General features: G+C 56.4%; 11 protein-coding genes. 2 read left to right on the forward strand and 9 right to left on the reverse strand.

Going from position 1 to position 16,261, the window contains the following annotated elements; genetic code table 11:
- Window positions 1-2 precede the first annotated feature (2 nt).
- From ABF757_RS04240 to ABF757_RS04280, 9 genes are all read right to left on the reverse strand, one after another.
- Window positions 3-1,202 (reverse strand): cytochrome P450, encoded by a 1,200-nt coding sequence (locus tag ABF757_RS04240; protein WP_415481062.1) that lies wholly within the window; start codon window positions 1,200-1,202, stop codon window positions 3-5.
- Window positions 1,186-2,931: a hydantoinase B/oxoprolinase family protein gene (locus ABF757_RS04245; protein WP_415481063.1), complete on the reverse strand. Its 1,746-nt coding sequence runs from the start codon at window positions 2,929-2,931 to the stop codon at window positions 1,186-1,188. Before ABF757_RS04245 ends, ABF757_RS04240 begins: the two co-directional genes overlap by 17 nt.
- Window positions 2,924-5,026: a hydantoinase/oxoprolinase family protein gene (locus tag ABF757_RS04250; RefSeq protein ID WP_415481121.1), complete on the reverse strand. Its 2,103-nt coding sequence runs from the start codon at window positions 5,024-5,026 to the stop codon at window positions 2,924-2,926. Before ABF757_RS04250 ends, ABF757_RS04245 begins: the two co-directional genes overlap by 8 nt.
- Window positions 5,026-6,186 carry a mandelate racemase/muconate lactonizing enzyme family protein gene (locus tag ABF757_RS04255; protein ID WP_415481064.1) on the reverse strand — a complete coding sequence of 387 codons (1,161 nt, stop codon included), beginning with the start codon at window positions 6,184-6,186 and terminating at the stop codon, window positions 5,026-5,028. The genes ABF757_RS04250 and ABF757_RS04255 overlap by 1 nt, the downstream gene beginning before the upstream one ends.
- A 115-nt stretch (window positions 6,187-6,301) precedes the next feature.
- The gene (locus ABF757_RS04260) at window positions 6,302-7,480 is read right to left on the reverse strand and encodes an MFS transporter (RefSeq protein WP_415481065.1); all 1,179 of its coding nucleotides are present in this window, start codon (window positions 7,478-7,480) and stop codon (window positions 6,302-6,304) included.
- Between the two features lies 1 nt (window position 7,481).
- Window positions 7,482-9,071, reverse strand: coding sequence for a carboxylesterase/lipase family protein (locus ABF757_RS04265; RefSeq protein ID WP_415481066.1), 1,590 nt, complete (start codon window positions 9,069-9,071; stop codon window positions 7,482-7,484).
- A 26-nt stretch (window positions 9,072-9,097) separates the two neighbouring features.
- A complete protein-coding gene (locus ABF757_RS04270; protein WP_025859869.1) occupies window positions 9,098-11,395 on the reverse strand; it encodes a TonB-dependent receptor in 2,298 nt (765 codons plus the stop codon).
- 316 nt (window positions 11,396-11,711) lie between these two features.
- Window positions 11,712-12,938 carry an NAD(P)/FAD-dependent oxidoreductase gene (locus ABF757_RS04275; protein ID WP_415481067.1) on the reverse strand — a complete coding sequence of 409 codons (1,227 nt, stop codon included), beginning with the start codon at window positions 12,936-12,938 and terminating at the stop codon, window positions 11,712-11,714.
- Entirely contained in the window at window positions 12,938-13,261 is a 324-nt protein-coding gene (locus ABF757_RS04280; protein WP_415481068.1) for a 2Fe-2S iron-sulfur cluster-binding protein, read from the reverse strand. Before ABF757_RS04280 ends, ABF757_RS04275 begins: the two co-directional genes overlap by 1 nt.
- 186 nt (window positions 13,262-13,447) lie before the next feature.
- Between ABF757_RS04280 and ABF757_RS04285 the strand changes: the two genes are divergently transcribed.
- Both ABF757_RS04285 and ABF757_RS04290 read left to right on the forward strand, forming a co-directional pair.
- Window positions 13,448-14,767 (forward strand): aromatic ring-hydroxylating dioxygenase subunit alpha, encoded by a 1,320-nt coding sequence (locus ABF757_RS04285; protein ID WP_415481069.1) that lies wholly within the window; start codon window positions 13,448-13,450, stop codon window positions 14,765-14,767.
- An 11-nt stretch (window positions 14,768-14,778) separates the two neighbouring features.
- Window positions 14,779-16,215: a glutamine synthetase family protein gene (locus ABF757_RS04290; protein WP_415481070.1), complete on the forward strand. Its 1,437-nt coding sequence runs from the start codon at window positions 14,779-14,781 to the stop codon at window positions 16,213-16,215.
- The last annotated feature ends 46 nt before the right edge of the window (window positions 16,216-16,261 follow it).

Below are 16,261 nucleotides of genomic sequence, written 5' to 3' on the forward strand. Positions count from 1 at the left end.
TTTTACTTGCCGGTGAGCGCCAGAGGCAGGCTGACAAGCCCCCTCAGCCCCGGATGCAGCCGCAGGGTAGAGGGGCCGGTCACTTCCAGCCTGTCCACCTGTGTTGCCAGAGCGCGGAAGAACACTTCCCCTTCAAGGCGCGCCATCATCTGCGCCACGCAACCATGAACGCCCGCTCCATACCCGACCTGTTGTGTAATCTTGCGGCGAATATCAAAACGCTCCGGCTCATCCCACACCAGCGGATCGCGCCCGGCGGAGCCGATCAGCACCAGCACCTTTTCGTGCTTGCCCAGCATCTGCCCTTCGAACTCAAAATCCTCAGTGGTGGTGCGGAACAGGCTTTGCGATGAGCTGTCGTAGCGCGTGGCCTCCTCAAACGCCGCACGGGCCAGAGAGGGGTCTTCACGCAAGGCCGCCCACTGCTCGGGGTGTTCTGCCAGTGCCCGCAGGCACAGACCGATAGAATCAATGGTTGTATCCACCCCGGCAGACAGGAAGGAACGCACCAGCAGCTTGGCTTCCTCGTGGGTGATTTCCCCCCCATCAGCCGCAGCATAAATAGCCGCGCCAAGGCCGTCATCCGTCAGGGCCGAGCGCTCGCAATGCGCATCGATCCATGCACTCACTTCATCCGCACGGGAAAGAAGCTGATCATACCATGGTGTACGCGGGCCAAAAGCGCCAAACACCATGCCGCCATAAACCAGCATGATATCACGATCGAGCGGAGGCATGCCCACCGCATCGGGAAACACCTTCATGGGGAAAGGCTGCACCAGATCGGACACACCATCTACTTGCCCCTGCGTAATGGCAGACGCAACCATGGACTGGGCAACCTGCGTGAATTCCTCACGCATCTTCTGCAACGCACCGGGGGTGAACAACCGCATGAGAACCCGGCGGGTACGCTCATGCTCCGGTGGGTCAACCTCAAGAATAATACTGGGTTTGCGCCAGTTTTTTTCCTTGAAATAATTGGTCAGTCCGCCACCGCCGGCATTGCTGAAGCGCTTCCAGTCGGTCAGAACCGTCTTGACCTGCGCATGGTGCTGCACAACCCAGATACCGTATTTTTCCAGCCAAACAAGCGGCCCAAGAGCACGAAGCTGGGCATAATGGCTGTAGGGGTCGGCCCGAAAGCTTTCCGAAAACGGATCAATATCGGAAACAACGCGACGGTCAGTGGCTATCTGCATTGGTTTTCTCCGTAAGGGTGTTCCTGCGGGCATGGGTTGCCGCCAGATCGACCCCCATCTCCTTTGTCAGCACGACACCGTATTCATCAAAGGCGTGGGACTGGGTCATTTTACCGTCCAGCACATCCTCCAGCACGCGGGCTGGCTCGCGCTCGTACGGGCTGCCATATCCCCCGCCGCCAGCCATGACATGGCGGTACAGATCGCCCGTATTGAGCATGATAGGCTCCAGCGGCATGGCGGGCAGCCTGTGTTCCTTCCCATCCATCAGCAGGATATTGGATGCCGCGGCACCCGCACGCCCGCCATCCAGACCATGGGGCGGAAAGCGCAGCTTGTCTGAGCGTACCCCAAAATACACACCATCCTGCAGGATGCGGTAATCGCGGATAATGCCAAACCCACCCCGGTTCCGTCCGGCCCCGGCGGTGTCTGGTGCTATGCCGTAACGCTCGACCCTGATCGGGTAATCCGCCTCGATCACCTCTACCGGCACATTGGCCTGATTGGAGGCCATATGCGGCACACCTTCCTGCCCGTCATGCGCGCTGGTTGCCCCCCAGACACCCATCACACATTCAGAAAACACGAATGTCCGCCCATTCTGACGGCCGCTGAAGCTGGGCAGGGTAGAGCCGCCAGCGCCATCCGCCGCAACGCTATCGGGCAGACAGGCCGCCAGCGCGCCGAACACGCAGTCCACAATCCTGTAACCTGTGATGCCACGCCCCCCGCAAGCCGCGGGATAGGTGCAGTTCAGCACGGTGCCTTCAGGGGCGAGAACATGAATAGGCCGCGTATAGCCATGGCAGTTGGGGACATCCGTGCCCATGACCGAACGCAACGCGGCATAGACATTGGATTTGCAAAAAGACAGCGGTGCATTGATACCCCCCGCCACCTGTGTGGACGTGCCCGTCCAGTCCGCTGTCACCTCATCCCCCTTCACCTCAAGCCTGAGGCGAAAGACAACGGGGGCACCCTCCTCGCCAAGACCATCGATATGGTCTTCAAACGTATAGGTGCCATCAGCAATATTGCTGATAGCGGCACGGGAGAGCTTTTCAGCATAGTCATGCAGCGCCGTGGTGTATCCGGCAAGGCGTTCCGCACCATAACGCTGCAACATGTCGTGCAGACCACGGTCCCCTGCCTGCACGGCCGCACACTGAGCGGAAATATCGCCCAGAACCAGATCCGGCGTGCGGACATTGGCCGCGATAATCGCCTGAATAGCGGTATCGACAACGCCTTTTTTCAACAGTTTGAGAAAAGGCAGCCGCAGGCCTTCCTGATGAATGCTGGTGGAGCTGAGCGAGTTACTGCCAGGGACAAGCCCGCCGACATCAACATGGTGCGCAATCGTCGCAGCCCAGCCACACAGTGCACCTGCATGGAAAATCGGCTTGATAACGTAAATATCAGGCAGGTGCTGGCCAGAGGCAATATAAGGGTCGTTGCCGATAAAGATATCGCCGTCGTTTATATCCCCTTCATACTGCCCGATCAGGTTCTGCATGGCATCGTAAAAGCTGCCAAGATGCATGGGGGTTGTCAGCCCCTGCGCAATATTCTGCCCATACGGGTCGCACAGGGCCGTGGAAAAATCCATGGCATCGCGCACAATGGGAGAATGGGCCGTGCGCATAAGGATAATCGCCATTTCATCGGCGACAGCCTCAAACCCGTTCTTGATGATTTCCAGCAGCGCCAGATCACACTCAGCCATCTTGCTGCTCCTCCGCCCCAAGCTGAATCACGATATTGTTGTGGCTATCCCGCCATGCCGTGCAGTCAGGCGGCACAATGGTGGTGCCTTCATATTCCTCGATAATCATTGGCCCGGAACGGGGCGTATCACTCAGCGCCATGCGGGTGATAACCGGCGTTTCCATAAGCCCTGACGAGGAACCGAAATAGGCTTTCCGGGTAACGATCTCACCCGTATCAACAAGCCCGGTAATACCACTCACACGCGGCGCACGCGCTGGCGGCAATGAGGCCACAACCCGCAGGCTGACAAGCTCGATCAGGCCCGTTTCGTTGATATAGCCGTAGCTGCGCTTATGCTCGGTCTCGAAACCTGCTGACAGCAGGTTCAGGGTTTCGTCCACAATCACGCCGGGTGGCACGACAACACCTAGTTCCGACCCCTGCCCCTTGTAGCGCAGTTGCACCGAGCGGGTCAGGGTTGGTGTGGTTTCGTATGTCATGCCTTCAAGAACAGACGTTTCAAGATCAGAAAACGCTTTCTCAAGCAGTTCTGTCTCTCCGTCCTTCAGGAGCAGGGATAGCGACAGCGAACGACCCATTTCGTAATCGGCCACCAGCAGACCCACCGCACTGAACACGCCAGCACCCGGCGGCACGATAACCCGGCCGATATTCAACTCCCGCGCCAGAGCTGCGGCATGCATGCCGCCATTGCCGCCAAACGCCAGCAACGTAAAATCACGCGGGTTCCGCCCACGATATGTGGAAACCGCCTTGACCGCCCGCATCATGGTGGCATTGGCCACACGGTGAATACCGTAAGCCGCTTCCAGCAGATCTATCCCTGTGGGGTCACAGACCGTGCGCGTAATCGCTTCCTGCGCGCGTATGGCCTTGACTGGCACGGTACCACCGGCAAGGGCGATCGGGTTGAGATAACCCAGCACGACATTGGCGTCAGTCACCGTTGCGTGCTCGCCCCCACGGTCATAACAGGCAGGACCGGGTACCGCGCCAACACTTTCCGGCCCGATCTTGAGCACACCGCCCGCATCAATCCGGACGATACTGCCGCCCCCGGCCCCCACTTCGGACACATCGATAATAGGCAACCGCAGGGCGTAACCACCCCCTTTGGCCAGCGCGCTCGACATCGAAATACCGCCACCCACCTCATAATCATCGGTGGCGGTTACGCAGCCATCCTGAATAAGCGAGGCCTTGGCGGTCGTGCCGCCCATGTCAAAGGTAATAATGTCCTTATAGCCTGCGGCCATGCCCAGACGCGCCGCCCCTACCACACCGGCGGCAGGTCCACTTTCCACCACGGTTGCAGGCCGTTCCTGCACCTGCGCTACATCCAGCAGACCACCGCTGGACTGCATCATCAGCACGTTGCCATCAAACCCGGCGGCTTCAAGACGCTGCACGAGTTTTTCGAGATATGTCCTGACAACCGGCCCTACATACGCATTGACAACCGTTGTGCTGGTCCGTTCGTATTCGCGCATTTCAGGCAGGACATCGTAACTGGCGCAGATAAAACAGCCCTCGGGCAGTTCTTCACGCAGAATACGTTCTACTGCACGTTCATGCTCGGGATTAACGTAGCTATGCAAAAAGCAGATAGCCACGGCTTCCACACCCGCCTGCGCGAGCGCTCGGCCTACGGCCCGCGCCCCCGCTTCATCCAGCGGCTGCACGACAGCCCCAGTAGCATCCAGACGCTCCGCCACTTCATACCGGTTGCGCCTCGGCACAAGTGGTGCAGGCTTTTCGTACAGAGGTTCATACAGCCGGGGCACCCTGATACGGCGCAACTCCAGAACATCGCGGAAACCTTCTGTTGTCACAAGGCCGGTTTTAGCGCCCTTGGATTCCAGAATGGCGTTGGTCGCAATGGTCGAGGCATGAAGAAGCTGGCCAAAGTTGCCAGCCTCCAGCCCAAGCTGCTCCACAATCTGCCCGATCCCTACAAGAATGCCTTCGGCATAATCGTGCGGGGTGGAGGGCACCTTGGCGGTGATAAGCTGCCCTTCAGAAGAAAGGCAGGCCACATCGGTAAAAGTGCCGCCAATATCGGCTGCAATGCGATAATCTGTTGTCTGCATCACTGATCACACCGGAAAGCCTGAAGCTTGTCTTCATCAATGGTGATACCAAGGCCCGGCGTATCCAGCGGCAGGATCGCGCCATCCCTGACCTGCATCGGTTCTGTCAGGATATCATCATCATAGTAATGGCCCGCCACACGGCAAGGATGCGTACCCGCCGGAGCACTGATCGTAATAACCGCAGGCAGGGACACAGCCGGACGCGCAAGGGCAAAATGCACATTGGCCGCCGTGCCGATAGCAGATTCGATCGAACCGTTGACATCGCAGGCCATCATCGCTGCCCCAGCCAGATCCGCCACCTTGCAGGCACCACCAAAGCCGCCGGCTTTTGCCAGATAGATGGAAATGCAATCCGCCGCACGGGCCTGCAGCACATCCACCGCGTCATGAATATCCCAGCAGCTTTCATCAGCAACAATCGGCACAGCACTGGCGGCGGTTACTTCCGCCATATAGCGCAGGCCTTCGGATGGCTGCTCAATCAGGCTAACCCCGGCATCAACCAGACGCCGCACAATGGCAAGGGCGTTCTTGACATGGCCATAGCCCTGATTGGCATCCAGACGCAGGGCAACGCCTTCCCCGAACTCCTTGCGCAGGGCAGCAACGAGGCGGATATCGCGCTCCGCATCAACACCGCCCTTGATCTGCAACGCCCGGACACCGTCTTCCACCGCCAGAATGGCTTCATCCAGCGCTTCTTTTTCAGGCATCAGGCCGACCATGTGAGCGACAGGCACACTCTCGCGCACCGCCCCCCCCAGAAGCTTGTAAACCGGCAGGCCCACGCTTTTTCCCCAGGCGTCATACAGGGCGATGCTGACAGCACATTTGGCGTAGACATTGCCGACCGCTACCCGGTCCATAATGCTGGCAGCTTCCGTTACCGCGGTAACATCATGCCCGATTAGCGCCGGGGCCAGTACATCGCGCACCATGGCAATAACCGTGCTGATGGTCTCACCCGCATGGCGGCTGAAATCCCCGCCCCAATCCGGCAGAGGCGTTGCTTCGCCATAACCCACCACACCATCTTCGGTTTCAATACGGACAAGAACAAAATTGCCAAGCTGCCCGAGCATGCCCGCCCAGCGAAAGTCACGCCGGGTAGGAAGGGAAAAGGGATAGGCCTGAACAGAAACAATCTTCACCATATCATCTCCACATATGCGGTGGCGCACCAGCAAAGCACACCACACGCCTCATGCTTTTACAGACAGGAAAAATCATTATTTTTAATGAAATTTTCCTGCTTCATTACAGACACCATCACCGTTTGGATGGCACGACCAAGGCGGCAAGACACAACACGATGCACGACAGGCCCCAGTATTGTGTCCAGCCGGAAAGGGCAAAATAAGTCGGGGGGGTGGCGAGGCAGACAATGGATGTAACCTGCCCGATCAGGCCGGATACCACCCCGATATCTTCCTTGTTGTTAACATAGGTCGGGAACTGCGCCGTAACCGCACCCGCCATGCCACCAAATGCCAGAAGCCAGATGATCAGCCCCACCAAGGCCAGCCCGAATGTACCTTTGGGGAAAAACAGGATCAGAAGGGCCACCGCGCCAACACAGACAAGCACTCTGTACATGGCCCTGAAATGGAACTTCTTGGTCAGCACATAGCCTGTCAGTGTTCCGCCCAGTATCATGGCAAAAATTTTGGCACTCGCAATGCCACTATTGGACAACCCCAGCCCCACACCATAAACCCGGTTGATATAAGAAGGCATGACAACACTCACGCCATAGGCAACCGCATTGGGCAGAGCCAGCGCCGCCGCAAGCCTGATAACACGGGTATCCTTAAACAAAAGGCTGAAGCCCACATTATCAGGCCGCAATGCAACCGCGGCATCCTTGCGGGGCAGGAAAAATGACAGCACGGTCAGGCATAGCGCAACCAAACCATGCGTAAGAAACGCATGCCGCCATGCCAGACCTTCAGCAAACGGAACTGACAGCAACAGGCCAAAAGCATATCCAACAGGCCCATAGGTTGACCAGAACGATAGTGCGCGGGTTCTCGTATCGCCATTCAGCCACGAAACCAGAGCGCTCGGGCAAGCCACGACAAGACAGCCAAAGCCACTCCCGGCCAGCAGCATACCCAGATACAGTTCCGCCCGCATGCTGGATAGAGCCAGCACGGCATCTCCCGCTGCCATCAGCAGGCCAGCCAGCACCATACCCAGACAGATGCCGATACGGTCAATCAACCGGCCAATCGGCAGGCAGATCAGCGCGGAAGGCACGGAAAACAGCGAAAGCGCCATGCCCGCTTCGGATTTGGAAATCCCCATATCCTGTGCGATCTGCGGCAGGAAGGAGACAAAAACGCCAACGCCGCCCATGGAGGCCACAACGGCTGCGTAACAGAGCATAAGCAGAAGAAAAGAGCCGCGACTGTCAAACAGGGGTTTGTCGAAAACGGGTTCTTTCATGTCAGGCCTGCTCCACCATACGGTTATCCATGGCGCGCCCAAGCAGCACCAGACGCTCACGGAAAGCGATATCGTCCAATGCTGGCACGCCTTCTCCAAAACGCAGTACCTTGCCTGAACCAACCTGATATTCTGGCCAGTACGGCAGGCCCGCACCGTTAGGTGTGCCGGTTCTGGCAAAATTGAGCCAGTAGCGCGACAGTGTGTTCATCAGCCGTTCCTGTTCCGCACGGCGCTCTGGCACGTCAAAGCGGCAGGTTCGCAGGGCAAAATCGATTTCGGCGCCATGAAAGGCTCCCAGCCCCTGCCCTTTTACAAAACTATCAGGTTTGGTTGAGGCATGCGCGTAATCGAAGCGATAGGCATAACTTTTTGAAACGCGTGACATGGCCATGAACAGAGCAACACTGTTCCAGTTGAACACGACATCCCCAAAGGCTTCCTGGCCCATAACCGCCGGATCGGTAGAGCCCTGTGCCTGCAGAACTCGCAGGATTTCAGGTGCATATGTGCCGTAGTTTTCCTGCAGGCTCGCTTGCAGGCCCGACAGGGTACCGCCACCCAGCGGCGGGAAAACCCGCCCTTCATCATGATTATGACCGGCAATAACCGGCACATTGGCGCAGCGCCCCGCCTCCATCAAGGTACAGGGATGATCAGGGATCAGCCAGCCATCGATATTGGGATAAAACAGCCAGTTAAAACCATATGTCGTTACAAGGTGCATGGCGTCCATACGGCGCATATCGGCAATGGAGCTGGCCCCCATGCGCTGCGCAAATGCCACGCCTTCCTTTTGCATGTCCGCCTGCCGCCCCAGCAGAATGCTGGATGACGGACGCCCCATGGGTGCACCGCTCTGGGCAATACCCTTGTGGAACAGACCACGGGATTGAGGCATGACAAGGTGAAACCCGACACTGAACGCCCCGGCCGACTGACCAAAGATCGTTACATTATCAGGGTCTCCACCAAAATTCGCAATATTGTCCTTGACCCATTGCAGGGCAGCAATCTGATCCATCAGACCATAATTACCCGACACGCCTGCAGGTGATTCGCTTGAGAGTTCCGGGTGCACATAGCTCCCCAGAATTCCCACGCGATAGTTAATGGATACAAACACAGTGCCTTCGGCAGCCATCTGTGCGCCGTCATACCGTGGGTTGGCACTGCTGCCCATGACGAACGCACCGCCAAAAATCCAGACCATGACAGGCCGCCGCCGCCCATCTTCCGGCGGGGCCCAGACATTCAGGGTCAGGCAATCCTCACTCATCCTGTCCGGGCTGTAGTCAAGACTGACGCCCGGCATGGATGGCGCGCAGGGGCTTGCCCCAAAGCGCGTAGCATCCCGCACCCCGGCCCATGGTATGGGGGGGTGCGGTGGCTGCCACCGTAACGCTCCAACAGGTGGCGCGGCAAACGGGATACCCAGCCAGGCCGTAACTCCGGGCACGGCGGTTGCCTTACCCCTGACAAGCCCTGCCGTTGTCTGCCGGACGGGCTCACGGCCCGCCCCGACACCAATCAGGGTCGCTCCCGCCGCACCGGCGAGAAAAGTACGTCGTCCATACTGGCTATCGTGCATTGACCACTCCAGACCTGTCCGTTGCCTCAGAAACCGGCGGTAACCGTTCCCATGGCCATGAACGGCGTTGAAACATAGTAAGACGGCGCACCGGATGCAGCGATTGTCGAACCCATGGTGCCGGTTGTGGCCTGAGCGTTCGATTTCACACTGTATACGCCCGAGAGATAATGGTTGTTCGCAAGATTGACGATATTCAGGCGAAATTCCATGTTCTTGAGCATACCGATATCATGCAGGCGGTAACCTGCCGTCATATCTGCCTGCACATACGGATCGATGGAAGCATCGTTCATGAATGTCGAATACTGCCGACCAACCCACTTGATTCCCGCATTGCCGAAAAACCGGCCATCATCATAATCCAGACCGAAGCCAAGCTGGTATTTCGGTGCATTGACAGCCGTTTTCCCGCTTGTCGGCAGATAGTCGTTGCCAACCTTCAGGTTATTGTCCTGCCGCGCATCCAGATATTCCGCTGACATATAAGGCCGGAAATGGTGAATGGGTGCCGTGCCGATTTCAAAATCGACCCCACGCGCATGCTGGCCACCACCATTAAGCTGCGAGGGAATCTGCTGGGTGCCGTTATAAATGACAGTGCTGACCAGACGATTGGTAAAGTTGTAGTTGAAGAAAGTCAGACGCGCCATCATCAGTTTGGACGTGTAACGGTAACCAATTTCCTCACTGATCGAATATTCAGGCTTCAGATTCGGATTACCAACCGACGACACCGCACCGTTATAGGTGCTTTCAAACATCGCATTCGACGTGGGTGTTCTGAAGGCTGTGCTACCATTCATGAAAAACTGATGGTGATCATTGAGCTTGTACGTCACACCAACTGCCGGCAAAGGTTCGGCTGTGTTGGTTTCGATGTGATACGGCGTGCCCGGAAGGGAGTTTGTGCCCTGTCGGTTCACCATCGCCTCACGGAAACCAGCCGTCAGCTTCAGCTTGTCGTGCAGCAGGGACAGCGTATCCCCGATATAGAGCACGTTTGTCGTCACATAAGAATGAGACGCCATCAGCATGATGGGGTGGCCATTGACCGTATAATAATTGGAATCGCCCCACGGATTGAGCGGAGAACCACTACTACTAACCCGACCATACTGCGAGAAAAGGTTATCATTCTCGTACTGGAACCAGTAGCCGAATGTCAGCGTGTTGTGCCCGCGCTGATAAACCATATTGGTGTTAAAGCCGGAGCGGGATGTTTCCTCGATATAGGGCTCGTAAGTCATATATTTGTTACTGGTGATGCTGCCATCACCATTCAGGTCAACCTGCTCTTTGCTCAGCCCGCTATAGACAGCATTTTCCGCAACCATACCACCGAAACCTGTTGTTCCGTAGTTGTAGTATGTATAGGGCGTGAAGTTGAAGGTCAGACCCTTGATCAGCTTCAGCTTTGTGGGCAAGGAGACCAGCAATGCCTCGTAAGGGTTCTGGTGCAGCTTGTAATAGTTCGTGTTCGTGCCGGTATAAACATTGGTATAGTTATACCCACCCTTATCGAACTGTGCCTGAGTGGGGTACGCATAGTTCGAGATATCGAAATTCGAATAGGAAATCGTCAGCTTAGAGCGGCTTTCCGCACCCCAGTCCTTGACGGCCCCAAGATCGAAATGGGTTTTGGAATCATGCCCAGCCCCACGGGTATGATCAGCCTCCATATGCGAGACGGACATGAACATCCGCACGCCTGAACGGCCAAGATCACCCGTATCGACACGCATAAAACCGCGAGCCATGCTGTAGGAACCACCCGTGGCATCCGCAGTAACATGGAAATGATGCGAGGGATCGCGGGTCTGGATAAAGACTACACCACCAGAGGCGTTGACAGTCGGCGTTGAAATATCAGGAGAACCCTGCTCAAGGCGGATCTGCTCCTGGTTTTCGGTATCCGCCCACTCGGAAGGATTGACCTGGCTGTTATAGCTGCTGGTCACGGGAATGCCTTCATAGACAAAGCCCATTTGTGACGAATCAAGCCCACGCACCGAAAAACCCCCGCCGCCATACTGCATGCCAAACGGGTCCGACGACGCGGCATTGGCCCCCGGCGTCAGTTTAAGCATCTGGAAGGTGGACTGCGTGGGAGACTGCTTGGCAATAAAATCGCGCGAAACAGTACTGGCGGATTTATCCCCCGTTTCCGCACGGATCAGACCACCACCGAACTGCCGCCCGGTTACCCCTGTAGCGGAAATGACATTTCCGCCCACGACTTCCAGATATTCATTCTTACGGCTTTCACTTGCCGCTTTTTTCCCCGAGCTGGCAGATGAGCCTGAAGCTGCTGTGGCAGCCATTGCTGGTGGCGCAGCCAGACTGATACAGCCTGCCAAAAGTAGAAATTTCCGACCATAACGCATCCCCGGTCCTCCGTCGCCTTTGATAGGTTGAAGATTTGCCTGTGAACAAACTCACGGAACACCGCATCTATTTTTTGATTCCGTAACGATTCGTAATCGTAATGAGATTCCAGAAAAATGAAAAGATTTTTCTTAATTTTATTATAAATATAATTACCATATTAAAATAACGCGAGCATAACAGAATACTATTTCTGATTTACATCAGAAATACCCTCTTCACCCCAAATAACTGTGATCAATTATCATCTATTCATGCCAGAAGCCTTTTCAGATCAAAATCGACATTTTCAACCTGAGAGATTTCTGGAAAAACACCGGATAAAATCATCCGCCTTGAAAGAATATGCAATGCAGGGTGATTAACCGTTTCCACTGCACAGAGCTGACCAGAATATGAAAAATGAAAGAAAGACATTTTCCCTTTTTCAGATTCGTCTCGCACTGCACAGGTCATGCCATCTTCCCACCTACCGGCAGTCTGCAGTTTCATGCCCAACTGATCGGACCAGAACCACGGAACTGCCGTATAGGGCTGGGCTTTGCCTGAAATAACCGACGCAACGGTTCTGGCCTGATCATGAGCATTCTGGACACATTCCAGACGCACCAGCCTACCAGAAAATGCTTCTGGAAAACGGCAGCAATCCCCGATAGCAAAAATGGAAGAATCCGATGTCCGGCAATACTGATCAACCAGAATGCCATCCTGACAATCCAGACCGGCCATGGCTGCCAGTTCCTGATTTGGCAGAATACCAACACCCTTGATCACAAGCCCGGCGGGGAGAACCTCGCCATCCTGCATCACAACACCAGAAACCGCGCCGTTCACCTGCTCCAGCCCTGTCACGCAGCGACCAGCATGCACGACGGTACCCGCTTCCTGATGCCTGGCGGCGACCAGAGCCGAAAGAGCGGGCGAAGCCGCACGCATCAGCAGGCGGGGTGCAGCCTCGACAACATGCACTTTGCGCTGAAAATGCGCGCGGAATGTGGCCGCCAGTTCCAGCCCCACATACCCACCGCCAACAATAACGACCGGCCCTTCGGTCGTTTCTGCCGCAGCGCGGATCGCTTCGGCATCGCGCAGTGTCCGCAGGGTGTAGACATTCTCAACTGCGCAATCTTCAAGGAACGGCCGTGCACGGCTGCCCGTGGCGATAACGAGCGTTTCATACGCCAGTACCTGCCCATCAGACAGAAGCACTTTATGCTCATCCCGCACGATGCGTTCGGCCTGCACACCAAGCCGCAGGTCGATGTTTTCCGCATCGTAAAACACCTCACCCCGCAGGCAAAGGCTTTCCGCCGATGCTGCTCCCATCATGAACCCCTTGGAAAGAGGCGGGCGCTGGTAAGGATGATCCTTTTGTACATCAACAAGCGTTATGGAACCCAGATAACCGGACTCCCGCAATGCAGCAGCACACTGCACACCGGCATGAGACGCTCCAAGAATGACAACACCCGCGGTCATCAGAACTGACGATCCGGCACTTCGACCACCATACCGTCGAGCGCATCACTCACAATGACCTGACAGGCCAGCCGGCTGCCATCACGCCGTTCAGCCGCCACACCTTCGAGCATTTCCTCTTCTTCCTGAGCCGGCGGGGTCAGCAGGTGCAGATATGCATCATCTATATATACATGACAGGTGGCACAGGCGCAGGCGCCACCGCACTCCGCTTCGATACCGCGAATATTTTCCTGAATGGCAAGCTGCATCACGCTACCACCCGCTTTGGCCTCTGTTTTTTTGACACTCCCGTCACCCTGTCGAAAAAAAATTTCAGCCATATTCGAAAACTCCGCGAAAGGATGCGTAAGGCCCTGTCAGGCCGCCATCCTGTTTTATTGTCTCGACTTCAAAACAAGCTTGCATAGTTTTTTCATTTCTTGCAAGCATATTGTTCACATAAGGTATTTATGTTCGTTAAACGAACAAATGCACGCAAAACCCTGTTCTCCGGAGACCGATCTCTCATGATGAGTGCCGAGCAAAATGCACTGATAACCCAGGTTTCAGCTGGCAAGCCCGCGGGCAATCTGCTGCGCCACTACTGGCAGCCTGCGGCACTTTCAATTGAGCTGGAAGGCACACGCCCCGTACGCCCGGTGCAACTTATGGGCCAGAACTTTGTCCTTTTCAGAGACGAAAACGGGGCTCTGGGCTTTCTGGACAGGGACTGCCCGCATCGCGGCGCGGATCTTGCCTATGGTCGTCTGGAAGATGGCGGGCTGCGCTGCCCTTTCCACGGGTGGCTTTTCGACACACAAGGTAATTGCCTGCAAACACCAGCAGAGCCCAAAGGCAGCACCCTGTGCAAGCGTATCCGCCAGAAATCCTATCCGGTTGTTGAGAAAAGCGGCATCATTTTCGTCTATCTGGGCGAAGGGGATGCCCCGAGCTTTCCCGACCTTGACTGCTTTATTGCCCCTGAAAGCCATACCTTTGCTTTCAAGGGGTTGATTGACTGCAACTGGCTTCAGGCCCTTGAAGTTGGCATTGATCCATCACATGCAAGCTTCCTCCATCGTTTTTTTGAAGATGATGATACGGAAACCGCTTACGGACGGCAGTTCCGCTCGACATCCGCGGAAAGCGATATTCCCATGACACGCGTCCTACGTGAATTCGACTGCCCGGACATCGCCGTGGAAAAAACCCCTTACGGGCTACAGCTGGTTACAACCCGCACGATGAACGAATCGCAAACCCATGTGCGCGTTACCAATGTGCTGTTCCCGCAGGCTTTTAACATTCCCATGTCCAGCGAAATGACCATCACGCAATGGCATGTGCCCATTAGTGATACGCGCACATACTGGTACGCCATTTTCACCAGCTTTACCGGCCCCGTGGACAAGGAAAAAATGCGCGAACAGCGTCTGCAACTCTACACCCTGCCGGACTACCTGCCGCGCGTCGGTCGCGAAAACAATTATGGGTTTGACCCCGAGGAACAGCTCCACAAAACCTATACCGGCATGGGTGAAGATATTAACGTACACGACCAGTGGGCCATTGAATCGCAGGGCCATATACAGGATCGCACCCGCGAACATCTGAGTCAGGCGGACAAGGGCATTATCGCCTACCGTCGGATGCTGGTGGAAGCCATTGAAAAGGCAGAGCGTGGCGAAACACCCCTGATGGTGCTGACCCCGCAGGAAGCCGCACACATTCAGGGCCCATCGACCATGGATGGCGTTTGCGCTTCCAGCGATCTCGAACACTGGCATGAAGTCGATTCGCGCCGACGTGCCGGAGCCCCGTGGCAAACACTCGCCGCAGCCAGCTAGGGAGCAGTGCGATGAGCTTTATTGAACAGCACGGACTATGGACACCGCAGCAGGCTGAAGCCGCACGCGCGGTGGAACAGCGCATACAGGCGGATGGGCTTGAAACCATCCGTTTCTCCTTCCCCGATCAGCACGGCATCCTGCGTGGCAAAACACTGGTTGCCTCCGCATTGGGGGGAGCGTTCTCGGCGGGTATATCCGTCCCGTCTTCCCTGCTGATGAAAGATACAGCTCATCGGACGGTTATCTCCATCTTTTCGGCCCAGAACAGCACGGGCATGACGGAAGTGCGCGGGTCTGCCGATATCATTATGGTGCCGGACCCCACGACATTCAAAATCCTGCCCTGGGCGCATGCGACAGGCTGGATGTTGTGTGACCTGTATTTCCGCGATGGGCGCAAGGTGCCCTTTGCCACCCGGCATATCTGCCGCGATGCGCTCTCCCGTCTGACGGATGCCGGTTATGCTTTCATGACCGGGCTGGAGGTAGAGTTTCACCTCACCCGTCTGGAAAACCCACGCCTTGCCCCCGAAGACGCAGGCCAGCCCGCCATAGCGCCCGATGTCAGCCTTACACACAGGGGCTACAATTACCTGACGGAGCTGAACTACGATCAACTCGAGCCCATTCTGGATATTCTGAGAAAGAACATTCAGGGACTTGGCCTTGGCCTGCATTCGATGGAAATCGAGTTCGGCCCCAGTCAGGTGGAAATGGTGTTCAAGGTTGCCGAAGGCATCCAGTCCGCCGATGACATGGTGCTGTTCCGCTCGGCGGTCAAACAGGTCTGCCGCCGCCATGGCTACCACGCCAGCTTCATGTGCCGCCCGCGCCTGCCCGATGTTATGTCCAGTGGGTGGCACCTGCACCAGTCGCTCAAGGTTCTATCTTCCGGGGCGAATGCCTTCGTACCCGACAACTCGGCCGCACCCCTGTCGGAAACCGGCCTGTTCTGGCTCGGGGGCCTGCTGGAACACGCGGCGGCGGCCACTGTATTCTCCACCCCCACCATCAACGGCTACAAACGCTACAGGCCGTTTTCGCTCGCCCCAGACCGCGCAATCTGGGGTATGGACAACCGAGGGGTGATGCTACGGGTTATCTCCGCGCAAAACGACCCTGCATCCCGCATTGAAAACCGTGTGGGCGAACCGGCAGCCAACCCCTATCTCTATCTGGCTTCGCAGGTCATCGTCGGGCTGGATGGCCTTGCCAGACGGACATCGCCCGGCACACCAGCGGATGAACCCTATGGCACGCCAGCCCCGCTCCTGCCCACCACCCTTGCCCGCGCGGTAGAAGCACTGGAGCACAGTAGTGTTTTCCGCACCGCCATGGGGGATGGCTTCATCAATTATCTGACTGAAATCAAAAAGTCAGAAATAAAGCGTTACGAACTTGAGGTTTCCGAATGGGAGCAGCGTGAATATTTTGACATGTTCTAGTTGCCCGCAACAACGCTCCTGTCATTCGTTTTTAACGCCCATCACT

It is taken from the genome of Acetobacter papayae (assembly GCF_047721125.1).
GTDB lineage: Bacteria > Pseudomonadota > Alphaproteobacteria > Acetobacterales > Acetobacteraceae > Acetobacter > Acetobacter papayae.

Coding starts and splice junctions, on each gene's coding strand:
- ABF757_RS04240 (WP_415481062.1), bottom strand. CDS start 1,202: ATGCAGATAGCCACTGACCGTCGCGTTGTTTCCGATATTGATCCGTTT.
- ABF757_RS04245 (WP_415481063.1), bottom strand. CDS start 2,931: ATGGCTGAGTGTGATCTGGCGCTGCTGGAAATCATCAAGAACGGGTTT.
- ABF757_RS04250 (WP_415481121.1), bottom strand. CDS start 5,026: ATGCAGACAACAGATTATCGCATTGCAGCCGATATTGGCGGCACTTTT.
- ABF757_RS04255 (WP_415481064.1), bottom strand. CDS start 6,186: ATGGTGAAGATTGTTTCTGTTCAGGCCTATCCCTTTTCCCTTCCTACC.
- ABF757_RS04260 (WP_415481065.1), bottom strand. CDS start 7,480: ATGAAAGAACCCGTTTTCGACAAACCCCTGTTTGACAGTCGCGGCTCT.
- ABF757_RS04265 (WP_415481066.1), bottom strand. CDS start 9,071: ATGCACGATAGCCAGTATGGACGACGTACTTTTCTCGCCGGTGCGGCG.
- ABF757_RS04270 (WP_025859869.1), bottom strand. CDS start 11,395: ATGGCTGCCACAGCAGCTTCAGGCTCATCTGCCAGCTCGGGGAAAAAA.
- ABF757_RS04275 (WP_415481067.1), bottom strand. CDS start 12,938: ATGACCGCGGGTGTTGTCATTCTTGGAGCGTCTCATGCCGGTGTGCAG.
- ABF757_RS04280 (WP_415481068.1), bottom strand. CDS start 13,261: ATGGCTGAAATTTTTTTTCGACAGGGTGACGGGAGTGTCAAAAAAACA.
- ABF757_RS04285 (WP_415481069.1), top strand. CDS start 13,448: ATGATGAGTGCCGAGCAAAATGCACTGATAACCCAGGTTTCAGCTGGC.
- ABF757_RS04290 (WP_415481070.1), top strand. CDS start 14,779: ATGAGCTTTATTGAACAGCACGGACTATGGACACCGCAGCAGGCTGAA.